Origin of the sequence: Actinocorallia sp. B10E7 (assembly GCF_039871655.1) — a bacterium.
GTDB lineage: Bacteria > Actinomycetota > Actinomycetes > Streptosporangiales > Streptosporangiaceae > Actinocorallia.
This window is the reverse complement of record NZ_JBDPLZ010000003.1, coordinates 799721-817940: the sequence shown is the minus strand read 5'-3', so window position 1 is coordinate 817940 and position 18220 is coordinate 799721. Positions and strand designations below refer to the sequence as shown.

General features: G+C 71.0%; 20 protein-coding genes and 1 rRNA gene. 14 read left to right on the top strand and 7 right to left on the bottom strand.

Annotated features, from left to right (window positions below; genetic code table 11):
- Positions 1–170: 170 nt before the first annotated feature.
- Positions 171–287 (top strand): 5S ribosomal RNA (gene rrf, locus ABGB12_RS13895).
- 112 nt (positions 288–399) lie between these two features.
- On the opposite strand, the gene ABGB12_RS13890 is transcribed toward rrf, so the two are convergent.
- A complete protein-coding gene (locus tag ABGB12_RS13890) occupies positions 400–1443 on the bottom strand; it encodes an enolase C-terminal domain-like protein (RefSeq protein ID WP_347677693.1) in 1044 nt (347 codons plus the stop codon).
- Positions 1444–1546: 103 nt separating this feature from the next.
- Between ABGB12_RS13890 and ABGB12_RS13885 the strand changes: the two genes are divergently transcribed.
- Positions 1547–2329 (top strand): SDR family oxidoreductase, encoded by a 783-nt coding sequence (locus ABGB12_RS13885; protein ID WP_347677691.1) that lies wholly within the window; start codon positions 1547–1549, stop codon positions 2327–2329.
- Between the two features lie 50 nt (positions 2330–2379).
- Here ABGB12_RS13885 and ABGB12_RS13880 read toward each other — a convergent pair whose 3' ends face one another.
- Positions 2380–3813: an LCP family protein gene (locus ABGB12_RS13880; protein WP_347677689.1), complete on the bottom strand. Its 1434-nt coding sequence runs from the start codon at positions 3811–3813 to the stop codon at positions 2380–2382.
- 98 nt (positions 3814–3911) lie between these two features.
- Positions 3912–5348: a GuaB1 family IMP dehydrogenase-related protein gene (locus ABGB12_RS13875; protein WP_347677737.1), complete on the bottom strand. Its 1437-nt coding sequence runs from the start codon at positions 5346–5348 to the stop codon at positions 3912–3914.
- A 195-nt stretch (positions 5349–5543) separates the two neighbouring features.
- Here ABGB12_RS13875 and ABGB12_RS13870 point away from each other — a divergent pair, with 195 nt between their 5' ends.
- The 3 genes from ABGB12_RS13870 (at position 5544) to ABGB12_RS13860 (ending at position 9300) form a co-directional block, all read left to right on the top strand.
- Positions 5544–7232 carry an AfsR/SARP family transcriptional regulator gene (locus ABGB12_RS13870; protein ID WP_347677687.1) on the top strand — a complete coding sequence of 563 codons (1689 nt, stop codon included), beginning with the start codon at positions 5544–5546 and terminating at the stop codon, positions 7230–7232.
- 208 nt (positions 7233–7440) lie between these two features.
- The gene (locus ABGB12_RS13865) at positions 7441–8337 is read left to right on the top strand and encodes an Lrp/AsnC family transcriptional regulator (RefSeq protein WP_347677685.1); all 897 of its coding nucleotides are present in this window, start codon (positions 7441–7443) and stop codon (positions 8335–8337) included.
- Between the two features lie 105 nt (positions 8338–8442).
- Positions 8443–9300 (top strand): LysR family transcriptional regulator, encoded by an 858-nt coding sequence (locus ABGB12_RS13860; RefSeq protein ID WP_347677683.1) that lies wholly within the window; start codon positions 8443–8445, stop codon positions 9298–9300.
- 28 nt (positions 9301–9328) lie between these two features.
- On the opposite strand, the gene folP is transcribed toward ABGB12_RS13860, so the two are convergent.
- The gene (folP, locus tag ABGB12_RS13855) at positions 9329–10177 is read right to left on the bottom strand and encodes a dihydropteroate synthase (RefSeq protein ID WP_347677681.1); all 849 of its coding nucleotides are present in this window, start codon (positions 10175–10177) and stop codon (positions 9329–9331) included.
- A gap of 215 nt (positions 10178–10392) precedes the next feature.
- Between folP and ABGB12_RS13850 the strand changes: the two genes are divergently transcribed.
- On the top strand, positions 10393–11430 hold the full coding sequence (locus ABGB12_RS13850) for a GDP-mannose 4,6-dehydratase (protein WP_347677735.1): 1038 nt from the start codon (positions 10393–10395) through the stop codon (positions 11428–11430).
- 131 nt (positions 11431–11561) lie between these two features.
- On the top strand, positions 11562–11690 hold the full coding sequence (locus ABGB12_RS13845) for a hypothetical protein (protein ID WP_347677679.1): 129 nt from the start codon (positions 11562–11564) through the stop codon (positions 11688–11690).
- Here ABGB12_RS13845 and ABGB12_RS13840 read toward each other — a convergent pair.
- Complete coding sequence (locus ABGB12_RS13840) at positions 11680–12879, bottom strand: RtcB family protein (protein ID WP_347677677.1); 1200 nt, start codon at positions 12877–12879, stop codon at positions 11680–11682. The genes ABGB12_RS13845 and ABGB12_RS13840 overlap by 11 nt on opposite strands.
- 88 nt (positions 12880–12967) lie before the next feature.
- The gene (locus tag ABGB12_RS13835) at positions 12968–13486 is read right to left on the bottom strand and encodes a PaaI family thioesterase (RefSeq protein WP_347677675.1); all 519 of its coding nucleotides are present in this window, start codon (positions 13484–13486) and stop codon (positions 12968–12970) included.
- A gap of 271 nt (positions 13487–13757) precedes the next feature.
- On the opposite strand from ABGB12_RS13835, the gene ABGB12_RS13830 reads away from it, so the two are divergent.
- From ABGB12_RS13830 to ABGB12_RS13810, 5 genes are all read left to right on the top strand, one after another.
- The gene (locus ABGB12_RS13830; protein ID WP_347677673.1) at positions 13758–14336 is read left to right on the top strand and encodes a hypothetical protein; all 579 of its coding nucleotides are present in this window, start codon (positions 13758–13760) and stop codon (positions 14334–14336) included.
- Between the two features lie 36 nt (positions 14337–14372).
- Positions 14373–14918 (top strand): CGNR zinc finger domain-containing protein, encoded by a 546-nt coding sequence (locus ABGB12_RS13825; RefSeq protein ID WP_347677671.1) that lies wholly within the window; start codon positions 14373–14375, stop codon positions 14916–14918.
- Between the two features lie 246 nt (positions 14919–15164).
- Entirely contained in the window at positions 15165–16145 is a 981-nt protein-coding gene (gene moaA, locus ABGB12_RS13820; RefSeq protein ID WP_347677733.1) for a GTP 3',8-cyclase MoaA, read from the top strand.
- Positions 16146–16149: 4 nt separating this feature from the next.
- Entirely contained in the window at positions 16150–16686 is a 537-nt protein-coding gene (locus ABGB12_RS13815; RefSeq protein WP_347677669.1) for an NTP transferase domain-containing protein, read from the top strand.
- Positions 16683–16904, top strand: a complete 222-nt coding sequence (locus ABGB12_RS13810; protein ID WP_347677667.1) for a DUF6457 domain-containing protein — start codon at positions 16683–16685, stop codon at positions 16902–16904. Before ABGB12_RS13815 ends, ABGB12_RS13810 begins: the two co-directional genes overlap by 4 nt.
- A gap of 11 nt (positions 16905–16915) precedes the next feature.
- On the opposite strand, the gene ABGB12_RS13805 is transcribed toward ABGB12_RS13810, so the two are convergent.
- Entirely contained in the window at positions 16916–17131 is a 216-nt protein-coding gene (locus ABGB12_RS13805; RefSeq protein ID WP_347677665.1) for a hypothetical protein, read from the bottom strand.
- A 105-nt stretch (positions 17132–17236) separates the two neighbouring features.
- On the opposite strand from ABGB12_RS13805, the gene ABGB12_RS13800 reads away from it, so the two are divergent.
- Both ABGB12_RS13800 and ABGB12_RS13795 read left to right on the top strand, forming a co-directional pair.
- Positions 17237–17371: a hypothetical protein gene (locus tag ABGB12_RS13800; RefSeq protein WP_347677663.1), complete on the top strand. Its 135-nt coding sequence runs from the start codon at positions 17237–17239 to the stop codon at positions 17369–17371.
- Positions 17372–17531: 160 nt separating this feature from the next.
- Positions 17532–18194: a thymidine kinase gene (locus ABGB12_RS13795; protein WP_347677661.1), complete on the top strand. Its 663-nt coding sequence runs from the start codon at positions 17532–17534 to the stop codon at positions 18192–18194.
- The last annotated feature ends 26 nt before the right edge of the window (positions 18195–18220 follow it).

Here is an 18220-nt window from a genome sequence, read left to right as displayed (position 1 = left end):
CAACGTGTGGAGTCGACCGGTACTAATAGGCCGAGCGGCTTGACTACACACACCGAATTCTTCTGAGACTGACTGTGTGCTCGCGTCCCTGTGCGGTTCCCGGAAAACAGCCGGCGAACCCGCGCTATTTGAATACTGTAACCACGCCAGTCGTGAGTTCCCCGAGAACTTGCGGCGGTCATGGCGGAGGGGAGACACCCGGTCCCATCTCGAACCCGGAAGTTAAGCCCTCCAGCGCCGATGGTACTGCATGGGAGACCGTGTGGGAGAGTAGGTCACCGCCGCAATCAGCGTCGAGAGGCCCCGGACATCTGTCCGGGGCCTTTCCGCATTTCCGGGGGTGTTCTCGGAGGCCTTTCCGGTGTGGCTCGGTTTCTTTTGGAGTGGGCTCTGCGGTGGTCAGCGGCTGGTGATGTGGAGTTCGTCGGTGGCCAGGCGGGTGATGCGGGGGCCGTCGATCTCGTGGCCGAGGCCGGGCTGGGTGAGGGGGACGGCGATGACGCCTCCGTGGGCGCGCAGCGGCGGGGTGAGGTATTCGGGGCCGCCGACGAATTCGGTGATGTCGCTGGGGAGGGTGCAGCCGGGCATGCTGGCGAGGGCGACGGAGGCGGCTTTGCCGATGCCGAAGACGCCGGAGCCGCCGCACCAGACGTCCCAGCCGGCGGCGTATGCGCGGTCGTGGGCGCTGCGGGCGGTGGTGAGGCCGCCGAGGCGGTTGACGCGGAGGCTGAGGGCGCGGCCGGCGTCCATGGTGATCGCGGCGTCGAGGGCGTCGAGGTCGCCTATGTCGGGGGCGACGGCGGCGTGCACGGAACGTTGCAGCACGGCGTGCGGGGCGAGGTCCCGGAAGGGGCGTTCGATGGCGACGAGGTCGTAGGCGTCGAGGGATTCGAGGGCGTTGAGGTCCTCGGGGGAGTCGGTGTAGGAGCAGGCTCCGTCGATCTGGAGGGCGAGGGCGGGGTAGGCCTGCCGGACGACGCGCAGGGGTTCCACGTCCCAGCCGGGGCGGACCTCCAGGGTGATGCGGGTGTGGCCGCTGCCGATGTACCGGTTGACCAGGGAGGGGAGGCTGTCGAGGTACGGCTGGCAGGGGACGCGGGCGCCGGTGACGACGGAGGTGCGGGTCCCGCCGAGGGCGTGGGCGACGGGGACCCGGTGCTCCCGGCCCCACAGGTCCCAGGCGGCGATCTCGACGGCGGCGGTGGCGCGGGGGCCGCCGAGGGCGCCGAGCCCGCCGAGGTCCTCGGGGTGGTCCCATTCGAGGCCGGGCATGGCGGGTCCGAGCCGCTGCGCGAGGTCGGTCCAGGTTCCGTCTTCGAGGAGGGCGCTTTCTCCCCAGCCTACGGTGCCGTCCTCGGAGGTGAGGGACACCAGGACGCTCTCGGGGCGGCGGCCGCGGTGCAACGCGACCCGGTAGGCCCGGAATTCCACGATGTTGGGCACTGCCCTTCCCCCTTCCGTCCCCCGACGTGCTCTTCGTCTTTCATGATCTCATGTTCCCCACCCGGCTCCCGGCCACCTAACAAGTGCTCGGTAGGCTCCTCCCATGACGGTTCCCCAGTATCCGCAGGCCCGGGGCCTGCTCACGGGCAAGGTCGTGGTCATCACCGCCGCGGCGGGGGCGGGCATCGGCGGCGCCACCGCCCGCCGCTGCCTGGAGGAGGGCGCCCTGGTGGTGATCAGTGACGCGCACGAGCGCAGGCTCGCGCGGTCGCTGGAGGACCTGGGCGAGGAGTTCGGCGCGGACAGGGTGGCGGCACTGCCCTGCGACGTGACCGACGAGGCGCAGGTTCAGGCGCTCTACGCCCACGCACGCGACACCTTCGGCAGGGTCGACGTCGCGGTCAACAACGCGGGGCTCGGCGGTACCGACGAGCTCGTCGACATGCCCGACGAGCGCTGGGACCGGGTCCTGGACATCACCCTCAACGGGACGATGCGCTGCACCCGCGCGGCCTTGCGCGTGATGCGCGACCAGGGCACCGGCGGCGCGATCGTCAACAACGCCTCGGTCATCGGCTGGCGGGCCCAGCGGGGCCAGTCCCACTACGCCGCGGCGAAGGCCGGTGTCATGGCGCTCACCCGCTGCGCGGCCCTGGAGGCCGCCGACCACGGGGTCCGGATCAACGCAGTCGCGCCCTCCCTCGCCATGCATCCCCATCTGGTGAAGGTGACCAGCGAGGAGCTCCTCGCCGAGCTCACCTCCCGCGAGGCCTTCGGCCGCTACGCGGAGCCGTGGGAGGTCGCCAACGTGATCATCTTCCTGGCCGGCGACCAGTCGTCGTACATGACCGGAGAGGTCCTCTCGGTCAGCAGCCAACACGCCTGAACGGACGGGACTCCCTGCCGACGACGCGTCGGCAGGGAGTCCCGGCATGTTCAGGAAGGGCACGTGGCGTCGAGGGAGACGGGATCGGCGGGATCGGGGGAACGGGACGGCCGCGTCCGCGGTGACTGCGGAGATCCCGCGTGGCTTGCGGCCTTCCCGGTCCGCGCGGCGGCGGACGAGTCCGTCTTCGCTCTGCTCTCGGCGACGGCGCGGGCGGCCCGGGCGCGGATGAGCCCGTAGTCGGGGTCGGCGGTGTCGATCAGCGGAGGCACGAACTGAAGGCTGGTGATCTTTCCCTGGTCCCGGACCTTCTCCGCGAGCGCCAGAAGGGCGGGGATCAGCGAAGGCGGGAGGTCGGTGGAGACGGTGCGCCTGGCCGCCGCCGTCAGGTGCTGGAAGCGCGTGAGGATCCGGCGGGGTTCGGCCTGGCGGGCCACCGCGCGCATCAGGCACTTCTGGCGGGCCATGCGGGAGTAGTCGTCGCTGGCGGTCCGGGAGCGCCCGTACCAGAGGGCCTGGACTCCCGTCAGATGGTGGCGTCCTGCGGGGATGCGGCCCTCGTCGTGCCTGCCGTAGGTGATGTCCTCCGCGACGGTCAGGTCGACCCCGCCCATCGCGTCGATGAGCCGGGCGAAGCCCCGCATGTCGACGAGGACGTGGTAGTCCACGGGTTGGCCGAGGATCCCGGCGACGGTGGGACGCAGCAGGGCCGGGCCGCGTGAGCCGCGGGGGACGCCGGGCGCCATCCGCGGATGGTCCTCGGCGTACTGGTAGACCTCGTTCAGCAGTCCCGGGGTCGCCTCCCCGTCTCCGGTGAAACCGTGGGGGAAGCGCTTGGCCGCCGGTCCGGGGGGCATCGGGACGCGTTCCAGGTTGCGCGGGAGGCTCAGCAGGACGGTGTCGCCAGTGTGGGTGTCGATGCTGGCCAGCGTGATGCTGTCGGTGCGGACGCCGTACCGGTTGCGGCCCGCGTCCCCGCCGAGCAGCAGGATGTTCAGGCGTGGCGTGTCCTTCCACGGATCGTTCCGGTTCTGGGTACGCGCGTCGTCCGGCGTCGTGAAGACGGACAGGAGCGCGCCCCGGTAGAGGAAGGTGGTGTGGGCGGCGAACACGAACGGTACGGAGACGGCCAGGCAGAGCAGGAGGACCAGGGTGAAGGCCGCGAGCCGTGCCGGTGCCCGCAGTCCCGCGGGACGCACCAGGAACCAGGACCAGGCGACGACGCCCGCCCACACCACGGCGAGCGCCAGGACGCCCGCGGCCGTGAAGGCCAGCCAGCCGGGGCTGAACGCCAGCCTGAGCAGCTCCGGCCGGTGGCCGAGGGAGAAGGCGGCGGAGAGGACCGAGAGCGCCGTGTAGAGGGTGAAGAGCGTCGCGCCGGTCAGTCGCCGGCCCACCCGCAGATGGGCGACGCCCCACACCAGTGCCGACGCCGCGGTCAGCGCCAGGGCGCCCAGCAGCCTGCCCCACTGCCGCCGTGCCATGTCCGGCCCCCTCCCGCACGACCAAGATCGTAAGATCAGGGTGAGTCATGGAGACTCGGGGTTCCAGTCCCGTTACCGCGTGTCATCTAAGGTTTCGGTCACCAACTGCTGGAAAGCGGTTTCCCCTCGGCGTATCCGGAGGAGCCCTGCACCCCGACGACGGCCCGCTCGTGGAACTCCTCGAGCGTCGCGGCCCCCGCGTAGGTGCAGGAGCTGCGCAGGCCCGCGACGATCCAGTCGATGAGGTCCTCGACGCCCGGACGCCGCGGGTCGAGGAACATCTTCGAGGTGGAGATGCCCTCCTCGAACAACGCCTTGCGGGCCCGGTCGAACGGGCTGTCCTCGCTGGTGCGCAGCCGCACGGCGCGGGCCGAGGCCATGCCGTAGTTCTCCTTGTACAGCCGTCCGTCGGCGTCGTGCTGCATGTCCCCGGGGGACTCGTACGTCCCGGCGAACCAGGAGCCGACCATCACGTTCGACGCGCCCGCCGCCAGCGCCAGGGCCACGTCGCGTGGATGCCGGACACCCCCGTCGGCCCACACGTGCCGGCCCAGGCGCCGGGCCTCGGCCGCGCATTCCATTACCGCTGAGAACTGAGGGCGGCCGACGCCCGTCATCATCCGGGTGGTGCACATGGCGCCGGGTCCGACCCCGACCTTGACGATGTCGGCGCCCGCCGCCACCAGGTCGCGCACGCCCTCGGCGGTGACGATGTTCCCCGCCGCCACCGGAACCTGCGGGTCCAGCCCCCGCACCGCCTCCAGCGCGCTGAGCATCTTCTCCTGGTGGCCGTGCGCGGTGTCCACCACCAGCAGGTCGGCTCCGGCCTCCAGCAGGGCTTTGGCCTTGCCCGCGACGTCGCCGTTGACTCCGACGGCCACCGCGATCCGCAGCCGTCCGGCGGAGTCTGCGGCGGGCCGGTAGAGGGTGGCCCGCAGCGCGCCGGTACGGGTCAGCACGCCCACCAGCCGCCGGGAGGGGTCCACGACGGGCGCCAGCCGGTGCCCGCGCCCGTGCAGCACTTCGAAGGCCTCCTTGGCCTCCACCGCGTCGGGCAGGGTCAGCAGGTCGCGGGACATGACGTCGCGCAGCTGGGAGAACCTGTCGACGCCCTGGCAGTCGGCCTCGGTGACGATGCCGACCGGCTCCCCGTCCTTGACCACGATGACCGCGTTGTGCGCGCGTTTGGGCAGCAGGCCCAGCGCCTCCCCGACGGTGTCGCCGGGTCCGAGGGTGATGGGGGTGTCGAACACCGGGTGCCGGGACTTCACCCAGGAGACGACCTCGGCGACGACCTCGACCGGGATGTCCTGGGGGAGGACCGCGATCCCGCCGCGCCGCGCCACGGTCTCGGCCATCCGGCGGCCGGAGACGGCGGTCATGTTGGCGACGACGAGCGGGATCGTCGTCCCGCTGCCGTCGACGGTGGTGAGGTCGACGTCCAGCCGCGACCCGACCGACGAGCGTGCCGGGACCATGAAGACGTCGTTGTAGGTGAGGTCGTGAGCTATCCGTTCCGCGTTGAGCAACCGCAAGACCATGCCAATCGTCGGGGACATTCCGGGCTCTTCCTACCCGGGAGCGCCGGTTTCGATGGGAACGCGGAGGGGGTATCGGGAAATCCCGCCGGAAGACCTTGACATCCTTTGTTAGATCATTGCACTTTTCTTACATGGCCGTCTTACAGGATGGCTGACGGGGGAGTCGGGTTGAGACGCGGAGAACGTGCCATGCAGGTGAGGCTCCTCGGCCCGGTCGAGCTGCGCGACGAGCGCGGGGCTGTGCCGGTCGGGCCGCGGGCCCGCGCGGTGCTGGCCGCCCTGGCGCTGGACGCGGGACGGCCGGTCAGCGTGGAGCGGCTGGCGCGCGCGGTCTGGCAGCGCACCCCTCCGGCGACCGCGGTCACCCAGATCCAGGGCTGCGTGTCGGCGCTGCGCAGGGCGTTCGGGCCGGCGCGGGAACTGCTGGTCACCTGCCCTCCGGGCTATCTGCTGGAGCTGGACGGCGACGCTGTGGACGCCTTGGACTTCGCCCGCAAGGTCGTCCAGGCCCGCACGGCCACACGGCGAGGCGACGACGAGGGGGCGGCGCGGCTGCTGCGCCAGGCGCTGGGCGGCTGGCGCGGCTCCGCGCTGGAGGACGTCCCCGGACTGTACGCCGAGGCCGCCCAGCTGGAGGAACAGCGGCTGCTCGCGCTGGAGCAGCGGATCGAGGCCGACCTGGCCCGGGGCCGGGCCGCCGAGCTCGTCCCGGAGCTGACGGCCCTGTGCGCAGGGCACCCGTTGCGCGAACGTTTCCACGGTCAGCTCATGGTGGCGCTGGCCCGGTCGGGGCGGCGTCCCGCCGCGCTGGAGGCCTACCGCCGGGTGCGCGACGCCCTCGTCGGCGAACTCGGCCTGGAGCCGGGACCCGAACTGCGCCGGATCCAGCGCGACGTGCTGTCGGTCCGGGAGCCCGCAGAGACGACGCTGCCGCACGATCCGGCGGACTTCACCGGGCGGGCGGCCGAGACGCTCAGGGTCGCCGAGGCGGTCACCTCCGCGGCGCTGCCGATCGTGGTGATCAGCGGCAGGCCCGGGGTGGGCGCCACCGCCCTGGCCACGCACGCCGCCCACCAGCTGCGCCGCCGTTTCCCCGACGGCTGCCTCTACACCGACCTGCACTTCACCGCCGAGCCCTTGGAGGTGCTCGGCCGCCTGCTGCGCATGCTGGGAGTGGCCGCGCCGCCTCCCGGCCTGGCCGAGCGCGCCGAGCTGTACCGGGCGCGCACCCAGGGGCGGCGGCTCCTGATCATCCTCAACGACGCCTCCGGTGAACGGCAGGTCCTGCCGCTCCTGCCCGGCGACGGGGGCCCCGGCGTGCTCGTCACCGGCCGCAACAGGCTCACCGCGCTGCCGGGCGCCGTCCACGTCGAGCTGGAGCCCCTGCCGGTCGGCGACGCCCTGGAGCTGCTGGCGCGGATCGTCGGTCGCGGGAGGGCCGCCGCCGAACCGGAGGCGGCCCGTCGGCTGGTGGAGTTGTGCGACAGGCTGCCACTCGCGGTACGGGCCGCCGCCGCGAGACTGGCGGGCAAGCCGCACTGGCGGCTGGCCGACCTGGTGTTCCGGCTGGCGGACGAGGACCGGCGCCTGGGCGAGCTGGCGCACGGCGACCTGGACGTCCGTCCGGGGCTGGCGGCCAGTCACGCGGGGTTGTCGGCACGGGCACGCGGAGTGTTCGCCCGGCTGGCCGACGGCTCCTTCGACCGAGGTGAGCCAGACGATCTGCTGGAGGAACTCGTCGACGCGCGCTTGCTGGAGGTGGTCAGGTGCGAGGACAGCGGACAGATGCGCTTCCGACCCCCCGGTCTGGTCCGTTGTTTCGCCCGTGAACTGACCTTCAGGACAGAAGTGGGAAATGCCACCGATGACGGAAGCTGATCGCCGGTGCTGTTCCCTTGTGCCGGGAACCGCCGTCACCGTTTTTTCGGATGATGACCGGCCCTTGGCAACCGCTTCGGTTGCCGTGGAACGAGACAAACACGAGCAAGATCAAAATTTCCCACGAACGGCCGGAAAATGTAAGGATCTTGCATCGCTTTCTTCAAGGTCCGACCGGCCTCGAACCCCCACGACAGGAGGACTCCCCGTGCTGGATGCAGTGGACTCCGTGCTGGTCCGCGAGCTCCAGCGGGACGGCCGGGCGACGTTCCAGGCTCTCGCCGATCGCGTCGGGCTCTCTCGCACCGCCGTCAGGGCCCGCGTGCAAGGGCTGCTCGAAGACGGCATCGTCCGTGTGGTGGGCATCGTGCACGCCCAGGTCATCGGTGCCGGCGCGGTCGGCCACCTGACCGTGGCCAGTGCCGGACCCGCCCGTGACGTCGCCCTGGAGCTGGCCAAGCAGCCCGCCATCTGCTTCGCCGGCCTGACCACCGGCCCGCACGCCGTCGTCGCCGAGGCCCGTGCCCGCGACGACGAGTCCCTCGCCGCCGCCGTCGACGACATCAGACAGCTGCCGGGGGTCGCCTCCGTCGAGGTGTTCCGCTCGGTCGAGGTGGTGAAGGACGCGCACTCGGTGGTGCGCCCGCTCGGCGAGGTCATGCTCGACGACATCGACTGGCGCCTGCTGCAGGAACTGCAGCGGGACGGCCGCGCCCCCTACACCAGGCTCGCCGGGATCATCGGGCTCTCCCAGGCGGCCACCAGGGCGCGTGTGGTGCGGCTGATGCGCTCGGGGGTCATCCAGGTGACCGGCCTCGCCGCTCCGGCCGCCCTGGGCAATCTGGAGCTCGCCGCGTTCGGCGTGGTGGCCGGCTCGGCCTCCCGCAGGGTGGCCCGGGCGCTGGGGTCGCTGGACTCGGTGCGCTACCTGTCGGCGGGCTTCGGCAGGTTCGATCTCATCGGACGGATCGAGGCGGGCTCGGCCGCGGCGCTGGTGGACGCGCTGGACGCCGTGCGCGCGGTGGACGGGGTGCAGGACCTCGACTCCTGGCATGTGCTGGACATCGTGAAGGAGTCCTACGCCGCGGACCTCCCCGACCGGTAGGGGCGTACCTCGCCGACGGCGGTCAATCGTCCACGTGACTAGTTACAACCGGTGACTTTCCGGCATGTACCAGCTACGAGGCCCCGGTTGCCATACCGTCGGAGCATGAATCTGCGGCAGTTGCGCTATGTCGTGGCCACCGCCGACCACGGCACCATGACGTCGGCGGCACAGGCGCTTTACGTCGCCCAGCCAGCTCTCTCCCGGGCCGTGCGGGAGCTGGAGCGCGAACTGGGGACGGAGCTCTTCGCCCGGTCCGGCCGGGGGGTGGTGCTGACCGCGGTGGGGGAGCAGGTGGTCCGCCAGGCCCGGATCGCGCTGGACGCGGTCGACGCCATCGAGTCGGTGACCAGAGCCGGCGGCAGGGGCGCGGAGCTGCGCATCGCGGCCACCCCCACGCTGGAGCCCGAGCTGACCGGCAGGCTGCTGCCGCGGTTCGCCAGGGACCAGCCCGCCGTCCGGGTCAGGGTGGTGCGCTGCGAGGGCAGGGAGGCGGTCGGGGCGGCGGTCCGCGCGGGCCGGGCCGACCTGGCGGTGACGGACCTGCCCGTCCCCGGCGACCTGGCGGCCCACCCGCTGGAGCAGCGGGAGGTGGTGCTGGTCTCGGCGCCCGCGCTCAAGCTGCGCGACCCGGTGCCGCTGGCGGCGTTGGACGGGCTGCGGCTCATCATGCCGACCCGCGGCACCGCCCGGCGGGCCGAACTCGACGCCATGCTGGCCCGGATCGGCGCGAGGGCGGTGGTGGCGGTGGAGTCGGACGAGCGGGGCGCCTGGCCCGGCTGGGTGCGGGCGGGCCGCGGCTCCCTGCTGTGGTACCGCAACCAGATCGAGGACACCGAGGGCCTGGTGGTGCGGTCGCTGATCCCGCCGATCACCCGCACCATCGGGCTGGTGCACGCCCACCGCACGCTCACCCCGGTGGCCCGCGAGTTCCTGGCCTATGCCAAGGAGCACACCGGCTGAGGCCCGTCCGGGGGACGGGCGGCGGCGGTCAGCTCCCGCCGCGCAGCGCCGCCACCCGTCCCAGCGCGAGGCGGGCCCCGGCCACGTCGTGCACCCGGAAGACCCGGGCGCCCAGCCAGGCCGAGACGCCCAGCACGGCCATCGTGCCCACGCCCCGCTTGTCCACCGGGCGGCCGAGCGTCTCGCCGATGAAGTCCTTGTTCGACACCGCCACCAGCACGGGCCAGCCGGTGTCGGCCAGCTCGCCGAGCCTGCGGCTGATCTCCAGCGACTGCCGGGTGTTCTTGCCGAAGTCATGGGCGGGGTCGATGAGGATGCCGTCGCGGCGCACCCCCAGGGCCAGGGCACGCTCGGCCTCGCCGGTCACGTGCGCGATCACCTCGGCCACCACGTCGTCGTAGCCGACCCGGTGCGGCCGGGTGCGGGGGGCCTGGTGCCCCGCGTGGGAGCAGACGAGCCCCAGGCCGTGCTCGGCGGCGACCGCGGCCAGTTCCGGGTCGGGCCCGCCCCAGGTGTCGTTGAGCAGGTCGGCCCCGGCCCTGGCGACCGCGTCGCCGACCTCCGCGCGCCAGGTGTCCACGCTGATGACGACGTCCGGGTGGCGTTCGCGTACGGCCGCGACGGTGTCGACGACCCGCCGCAGCTCCTCGGCGACGTCCACCTCGTCGCCGGGGCCGGCCTTCACCCCGCCGATGTCGATGATGTCGGCGCCTTCGGCGACGGCCCGGTCGACCGCGGCCATCGCGGCAGCGAAGGTGTAGGTGGCTCCCCGGTCGAAGAACGAGTCCGGGGTGCGGTTGAGCACCGCCATGATCGAGTATCCGTCCAGGTCACGCCCGCCCAGGCGGAGCCGAGCCGTGCGTCCGTCGCCGTCCATCGCCGCTCCCCGAAGTGCTGTCTTCCGATCGTCAGAGGGTCACACAGATGACCGCCGGAGGCCAACGGGAGGCCTCGGCGGTGAATCCCATTCGGCTGAGAGCCGACCCCGGACTACTCAGGAGTATCTACGTGTGGATAACCTCGTCTTTCACACGTTTTATTGTGTTTGTTCCAGATCGGCCGTGCCTACGGGTACATCAAAGGGGGGTTCCGCTGACCAGGCGAGCGCTCATCACCGGTATCACCGGCCAAGACGGCTCCTACCTCGCCGAGCATCTGCTCGAGCAGGGCTACGAGGTCTGGGGACTGGTGCGCGGACAGGCCAACCCCCACGTGGCGAGGCTGCGCAAGCACATCGGTGACGTCCAGATCATCACGGGTGATCTGCTGGACCAGGGATCGCTCATCTCCGCCGTCGAGCGGGTCCAGCCGGACGAGGTCTACAACCTCGGGGCCATTTCGTATGTGCCGATGTCCTGGCAGCAGGCCGAGCTGACCGCGGAGGTCACCGGCATGGGACCGCTCCGCATGCTGGAGGCCATCCGTGTCGTCAGCGGCATCAGCGCGTCCCGCACCACCGAACCGCGGGCCCAGATCCGCTTCTACCAGGCCTCGTCCTCGGAGATGTTCGGCCAGGTGCGGGAGACACCGCAGAGCGAGCTGACGCCGTTCCACCCGCGCAGCCCGTACGGGGTCGCCAAGACCTACGGGCACTTCATCACCCAGAACTACCGTGAGTCCTACGGGATGTTCGCGGTGAGCGGCATCCTGTTCAACCACGAGTCGCCCCGGCGCGGCGCGGAGTTCGTCACCCGCAAGGTCAGCCTCGGAGCAGCCCGGATCAAGCTCGGGCTCGCCTCGGAGCTGCGGCTGGGCAATCTCGAGGCGCGCAGGGACTGGGGCTTCGCCGGCGACTACGCCAAGGCGATGCGGCTGATGCTCACCCAGGAGCGGCCCGAGGACTACGTGATCGGCACCGGCGTCACCCGCTCGGTGCGCGAGCTGGTCGAGCTGGCCTTCGCCACCGTCGGGCTGAACTGGGAGGACCACGTCGTCCTCGACTCCAAGTACACCCGGCCCGCCGAGGTCGACCTGCTGTGCGCCGACCCCAAGAAGGCGCGCGAGCAGCTCGGCTGGGAGCCCGAGGTCACGTTCGAGGAACTGGTGGCGATGATGGTCGAGTCCGACCTGGCGCTGCTCTCCTTCTCGAACCGGCCCGAGGCGGAACCCTTCAGCCCCGACCACTGGTGACGGCAGAAGGTTCCTGATACCGGGCGGCCTCCATCGGTCAGCGGCTTGTCCCCGCGCGGGGCGCTCGTTCAGCGTGGGGACATGTGCATCGATCACGGACTTCCCGAGCCCGTGGCCCGGCCGGAGGGCGTGTGCTGGTGCCTGGAGTGCTGGACCGGATCGAGGCGCTGGTCGTGGAGCACGGCCGGGGTCCCGGCCGTGCCCTGTTCGACCTGATCGAGCAGGCCCGGGCGCTCTACCGCTCCCGGATCAGCCCTTGATGCAGACCAGCTGCCGCAGGTGGGCGACGACCTCCACCAGGTCGCTCTGGGCCTCGATGACGCTGTCGAGGTCCTTGTAGGCGCCGGGGATCTCGTCCAGGACGCCGGAGTCCTTGCGGCACTCCACGCCCCGGGTCTGCTCCTCCAGGTCCCGCACGGTGAACCGCTTGCGGGCCTGGTTGCGGCTCATCCTGCGGCCCGCGCCGTGGGAGGCGGAGTGGAACGACTCCGGGTTGCCCAGGCCTCGCACGATGTACGTGCCGGTCGCCATCGAGCCGGGGATGATCCCCAGCTCGCCCCGGCCGGCGCGGATCGCCCCCTTGCGGGTGACGATGACGTCCACGTCGCCGTAGGTCTCCTCGGCCACGTAGTTGTGGTGGCAGGAGATCGGCTCGTCCCACTTCACCCGGCGGGGGAAGCACTCGTTGACGGCGTTGACGGTGATCGCGAGCATCACCGCCCGGTTGCGCCGGGCGTACTCCTGAGCCCAGTACAGGTCCCGGCGGTAGGCGTCCATCTCCTCGGTGCCGGCCAGGAACACCGCGAGGTCCCGGTCGGGCAGATCCTGATTGTGCGGCAGCCTTCCGGCCGCCTCTATGTGGTGCTGTGCCAGTTCGTTCCCGATTCCCCGGGAACCTGAGTGCAGAACCACCCACACCGAGCCCGAGGTGTCGGCGCACAGTTCCCAGAAATGGTTGCCCGAACCCAGTGAGCCCATCTGTGATCTGGCCTTGCCGAATTTCTCGGACCTTCCGCGGACGGCGGGGTGCAGTTCTTCGAACCCCTTCCAGAACTCGTACCAGCCGCGTTCGCGCAGTCCCTGGACGCCCGAGGGGTCGACCGGGGTGCGGTGTGAGCCCCGGCCCACCGGCAGCACCCTTTCGACCCTCGAGCGCAGCCGCCCCAGATCGCCGGGCAGGTCCTCCAAGGTCAGGTCACTGCGCATCGCGGTCATGCCGCAGCCGATGTCCACCCCCACCGCCGCGGGGGAGACCGCGTCGCGCATGGCGATGACGGAGCCGACCGTCGCGCCCTTGCCGTAATGGACGTCGGGCATGACGGCGAGCCCGTGGATCCACGGGAGCCCCGCCACGTTCTTCAGTTGGGCGAGCGCCTGTTCCTCGACCTCGGCGGGATCCGCCCACATCCGGATCGGAACGGTGCCGCCCGGCAGCACATGAAAGGACAACACCGGCTCCTCGTCTTGAACTCCTGCGGTATGCCGGGACTATGGAGCCATATTCGATGATGGCTGATCAAATCATTTTATCCGGGATTCACAGATCGGGGTCGTGCGGCCGGGCGCCGTCCATCGGGCGCAGCGGCTGGCGCTGCGGGACGATCATCATGGAGAAGTCGGCGGTGGCGACGATGCGGTCCTCGGGGTCCTTGACCCGGCACTCCACGATGACCAGCTGGCGGCCGACCTTGATGACCTCGGCGTGGGCGTGGACGACGTCGCCGTGGGGGCGGCCGAGGTAGCGCACGTGGAGGTCGGCGGTGACGAGGCTCTGCTCGCCCCGCTTGAAGTTGCTGCCGCGGGCCGCCGCGGTGCCGGCCGCCACGTCGATGAGGGTGGCGATCGCCCCGCCGTGCAGATTGGCAGTGCTGTTGAAGGCCTCCTCGCGGACGGGCATCGAGATGATCGCGTGCCGTTCCCCGATCTCCACGATCTCCAGCGCCAGCAAATGGTGCAGGGGGGTGTTGCGGCGCAGCTCGGTGCGGATGAACTCCTGGTCGGCCTCGGGCAGGTCCGCGACCCGGATGGTGCCGCCGACCGGTGCCTGCTCGCTCATGTCCTGCTCCCCTCCGTCCCCCGGTGACCCCGTGGGAGGACCATTATCGACAGTGGCATACAGGCTCCCCGCGCAGGGGCGGTCATGGGATGATGCGGTGTCCGCCGGGCCCGCCCCTTCACCGGGGCGGAGTGACGACGGTCCGTGCACGTCCATTCACTGGTTGATGCCGGAACTACCCGAAGTTCATCGTGGTCTTCCGCCACGTGATAAACCAAAGAGCGCCAACCGCGGGTTGTTGGCCACAAGGAAGAAAAGGCGGAGGTGGCTGGTGCCGAAGAGGCACGCGCTCGACGGGGCGACGGCGGCGATGAACGCCGCTTCCCAGGTGCTCGCCGTCCGGGGCAAGGCCGAACCCCAGGAGTTCGACAACGCGGACGTCCAGTGGGCGATGCGCGCCCGTGAGGGCGTGTGGGCCCCCACCCGGGACAAGCAGCGCATCCACGTGTCCCTCGACTGCGCGGCGGGTGACCGCGCGGCGACGGTGCTGCGACCGAGCCTGCGGGTGTTCGCGGGGGTCGACGTCGACACCGACATCGTCGCCCAGACGCTCTCCGACGGAATCCGCCTGGTGACGGTCGTGCACGGACCCGAGGCGCCGACGTTCTTCCGCTTCTCCGTGTCGCTGCCCGAGGGCCTGGCCCTGGAGGCGATGCCGTCCGGCGGGTTCGACGTGGTCAACCTCCGCTACGGCGCGACGGTCGGCCGCTTCTACACCCCCTGGGCCTGCGATGCGCTCTTCCGGCCGGTCCAGGCGCGCTACGAACTGGACGGCAACGCCATCGTGATGAGAATTCCGCATGAGGGCGCCGCATATCCGGTGGTGGCCGATCCGCATTACTCCATATGAGCCATGTGAATCGGATGTACGGTTAAACTCGGCCGCATGATTTTCACCCATGACACCGAGCACGCCCTCGGCATCATGGTGGAACTGGTCAACAGCGCCGAGGGCGGCCGGGAAGGGCTGCCCGACCTGGAGGCGCTGCGCGTCTTCGTGGCCGCCTCTCGGATGAGCGGGGTGCCGCCCGTCGAGGAGCAGGACCTGGTCCAGGTGAGGCGGTTGCGCGGCTTCTTTCGCGAGATCCTCCTGGCACCGGATCCCGCGAGCGCCGTGCCGCTGATCAACGAGCTGCTCGACCGGGTCAGGACCACCCCTCATCTGACGGACCACGACGGTTACGACTGGCACGTGCACTTCTTCGCGCCCGGGAGCCGGGTGAGCGAGCACCTGGCCGTCGAGTGCGGCATGGCACTGGCGTACGTGGTGGCGGCCGGGGAGCTGGACAGGCTGCGCTCCTGCGCGGCGGAGGGCTGCGACCGCGTCCTGGTCGATCTCTCCCGCAACCGGTGCCGCCGGTTCTGCGACAGCAGGACGTGCGGCAACCGGGCTCATGTCGCCGCCTACCGGGCCCGGCGCCGCGCGGTCTGACGGCCCTCCTCCGCCCGTCCGCCGGGGTCGCCGTGACCGGCGATGATCAGGGCCTCGTACCATGCGTCGGACGAGAAGATCAGCTGGAGCGGAATATCGGGATCCGTACTAACTAATCTGAAATGACGTGAAACGTCAGGCAACGCAGGATTCATCCTTCCTGCCGAGCAGGCCCTCTTCCCGGCTGGTAGACAGGAACATGCTGTTCTGGTGAGGGTAAAGGCGCAGAGAGGACCAGAGGTGCGGTTGCTCGACGAATATGGTCGCCAGGCCACAGACCTCCGTGTGTCGCTCACGGACCGCTGCAACCTGCGCTGCTCTTACTGCATGCCGCCCGAAGGGCTGGACTGGCTGCCCAAGCCGGAAGTGCTCACCGACGAGGAGGTCCTGCGGCTGGTGCGGATCGGCGTGGAGCGCCTCGGCATCACCGAGGTGCGCTACACCGGCGGTGAACCCCTGCTGCGCCGCGGCCTGCCCGGCATCATCGCGGGCACCGCGGCCCTGGAGCCCCGGCCCGAGATCTCGCTGACCACCAACGGGATCGGGCTGGCCCGGCTGGCCGCGCCGCTGCGCGAGGCCGGGCTCGACCGGGTCAACGTCTCCCTGGACACCCTGGACCAGGAGGTGTTCCGGCGGCTGGCCTTCCGGGACCGGCTGCCCGACGTCCTGGACGGGCTGGCCGCCGCGGCCGAAGCGGGGCTCACCCCCGTCAAGGTCAACGCGGTGCTCATGCGCGGGGTCAACGAGGACGAGGCGGTGCCGCTGCTGCGCTTCTGCCTGGAGCACGGCTACCTGCTGCGGTTCATCGAGCAGATGCCGCTGGACGCCCAGCACGGCTGGCAGCGCGAGAACATGATCACCGCGGACGAGATCCAGGAGCGGCTCGCCAAGGAGTTCGCCCTTCAGCCGCTGCCTTCGGCCGAGCGGGGCAGCGCGCCCGCCGAGCTCTTCGCGGTGGAGGGTTCCACCGTCGGCATCATCGCCTCGGTCACCCGCCCGTTCTGCGGGGCCTGTGACAGGGTCAGGCTGACCGCGGACGGCCAGATCCGCAACTGCCTGTTCGCCCGCGAGGAGTCCAACCTGCGCGACGCCCTGCGCGGCGGTGCCGGAGACGACGAACTGGCGGAGCGCTGGGTCGCGGCGATCCGCGCCAAGCGGGCCGGGCACGGCATCGACGATCCGTCCTTCCTGCAGCCCGACCGGCCCATGTCCGCCATCGGAGGCTGACCGGGTGGAGCCCTACGACGCGGTGATCCTGGCGGGCGGAGCGGCCCGGCGGTTCGGCGGAGGAGACAAGCCCGGGGCGAAGGCCGGCGGGGTCCCGCTGATCGTCCGGGTGGCCTCGGCGGTGGCGGGCGCCGGGCGGACCATCGTGGTGGGGCCGGAGCGGCAGGGGCTGGACGCGGTGTTCGTCCGGGAGGACCCGCCGGGAGGCGGCCCCGTGCCGGCGCTGCGGGCCGGGCTGGCGCTGGTCGAGGCGCCGCGGCTCGTCCTGCTCGCCGCGGACCTCCCCTTGCTCACCGAGGAGGTCGTCGCCGGGCTCCTGGAGCACCCCGAGGCCGTGCTGGTCGACGGGGAGGGCGCGGACCAGTGGCTGACCGGAGCGTGGCGCACGGACCGGCTCAGAGACGCGCTCGGCCGGTACGAGGGGCGGTCGCTGCGGGGGCTGCTGGGGCCGCTGGACCCCGTCCGGGTGCCGGGGCGCGATGATTGGACCGACTGCGACACCCCCGAGGATCTGGCGCGCGCCGAGGAGAGACTGAAGTGAACGAGTGGATCGAGACCGCCTGTGCCGAACTGGGCCTCGAGCCGGGGTCGGTGGACCGCGACCTGGTGCTCGACCTGGCCCGTGACGTCGCGCACGGCGTGGCCCGTCCGGCCGCGCCGCTGACCGCCTATCTGCTGGGAGTGGCGGTCGGGCGCGGCGGGGACCCGGCGGTCCTGGCGGAGCGGCTCAGCGTCCTGGCGGGGAAGCAGGAGGGGTAGGGGCGGCCCGCTCAGCCGTCGGTGGGCGCGAGTTCGCCCACCGGTACGGCGTCCTTGAGGAAACCACGGCGGTCGAGGAAGGACGACAGGCCGTCGCGGTGCTCGTCGCACGCCAGCCACACCTTGCGGCGTTCCGGGGTGTGGATTTTCGGGTTGTTCCAGCGCAGGCCCCAGACGGCGGTGGCGCGGCAGCCTTTGGCCGAGCAGATGAGGTCGGAATCTTTCACCGTTTTGGTCTTTCTTTAGCGGTCGTGGATGTCGTTTCCCTGCGAAGAACGGCAACGTGGGTCTTGTGCCCATTTCGGGCGTCCCAAGCGATTCGGGAGGATCTCATGGGAGACACCAGAAAGAAGCCGGCGAAGACCACCGGCAAGGCCAAGAAGGCGGCGCTCAAGGCCACACGCGCGGCCAAGCAGGAAAAACGGGCCCCCAAGGACAGGCCCGTCGAGGTCCAGCCTGAAGAATAGGGCGCGGGCCATGGGGGCGCGGACGGACGGCGTCCGCGCCCCTTGTCGTCCGTTCCATGCGCTCTCCCCGTCTCTTTCAGTCGGGTTGGGATGGAACGCGTTATTTGTCACGCTCCGCTCTCCCGCACGACCGTCGCCGTTCACTCTAGACTGGCGCCCCGTGAGTGATCTGTCGGCCTTGTCTTCCGTACCGCCCGCCGGGGTGAGCGGCCTGCACCGCGACGCGGTGCTCAAGTTCTTCTACGGTCCGATGGACTGCGGCAAATCCACCCTCGCCCTTCAGATCAACTACAACCACCGCAGGCAGGGGCGCCACGGCCTGGTGGTCACCAAGCACGACCGCTCGGGCGGCCCCCGCGTCACCAGCCGGATCGGCCTGGACGGCGAGGCCATCGAGGTCGAGGACGGCTTCGACTTCAGCTCCCTGGTCCTGCGCCGGACCGCGCCCCGCCTGGACTACCTCATCTGCGACGAGGTGCAGTTCTACTCGGTGGAGCAGATCGAGCAGCTGGCCGACCTCGTCGACGACTGCGACGTCGACGTCTACGCCTTCGGCCTCGCCTCGGACTTCCGCTCCGAGCTCTTCCCCGCCACCCGCCGTCTCTTCGAGCTGGCCGACGAGGTCTGCCGCCTCCAGGTGGAGGTCCTGTGCTGGTGCGGCCGTCCCGGCCAGCTCAACGCCCGCACCGTCGGCGGCGAACTCGTCCGCGCGGGAGAGCAGGTGGTCATCGCCGACACCGGCCAGGCGCCCGTCCGCTACCAGGTCCTCTGCCGCCGCCACTTCCGCTCCGGCGATCTCGGAAAGCACACCCCGGCGCCCTGACCCCGGCCGGGACCGCGCGACCGGCT

Coding starts and splice junctions, on each gene's coding strand:
- ABGB12_RS13885 (WP_347677691.1), top strand. CDS start 1,547: ATGACGGTTCCCCAGTATCCGCAGGCCCGGGGCCTGCTCACGGGCAAG.
- ABGB12_RS13880 (WP_347677689.1), bottom strand. CDS start 3,813: ATGGCACGGCGGCAGTGGGGCAGGCTGCTGGGCGCCCTGGCGCTGACC.
- ABGB12_RS13870 (WP_347677687.1), top strand. CDS start 5,544: ATGCAGGTGAGGCTCCTCGGCCCGGTCGAGCTGCGCGACGAGCGCGGG.
- ABGB12_RS13860 (WP_347677683.1), top strand. CDS start 8,443: ATGAATCTGCGGCAGTTGCGCTATGTCGTGGCCACCGCCGACCACGGC.
- folP (WP_347677681.1), bottom strand. CDS start 10,177: ATGGACGGCGACGGACGCACGGCTCGGCTCCGCCTGGGCGGGCGTGAC.
- ABGB12_RS13835 (WP_347677675.1), bottom strand. CDS start 13,486: ATGAGCGAGCAGGCACCGGTCGGCGGCACCATCCGGGTCGCGGACCTG.
- ABGB12_RS13825 (WP_347677671.1), top strand. CDS start 14,373: ATGATTTTCACCCATGACACCGAGCACGCCCTCGGCATCATGGTGGAA.
- ABGB12_RS13800 (WP_347677663.1), top strand. CDS start 17,237: ATGGGAGACACCAGAAAGAAGCCGGCGAAGACCACCGGCAAGGCCAAG.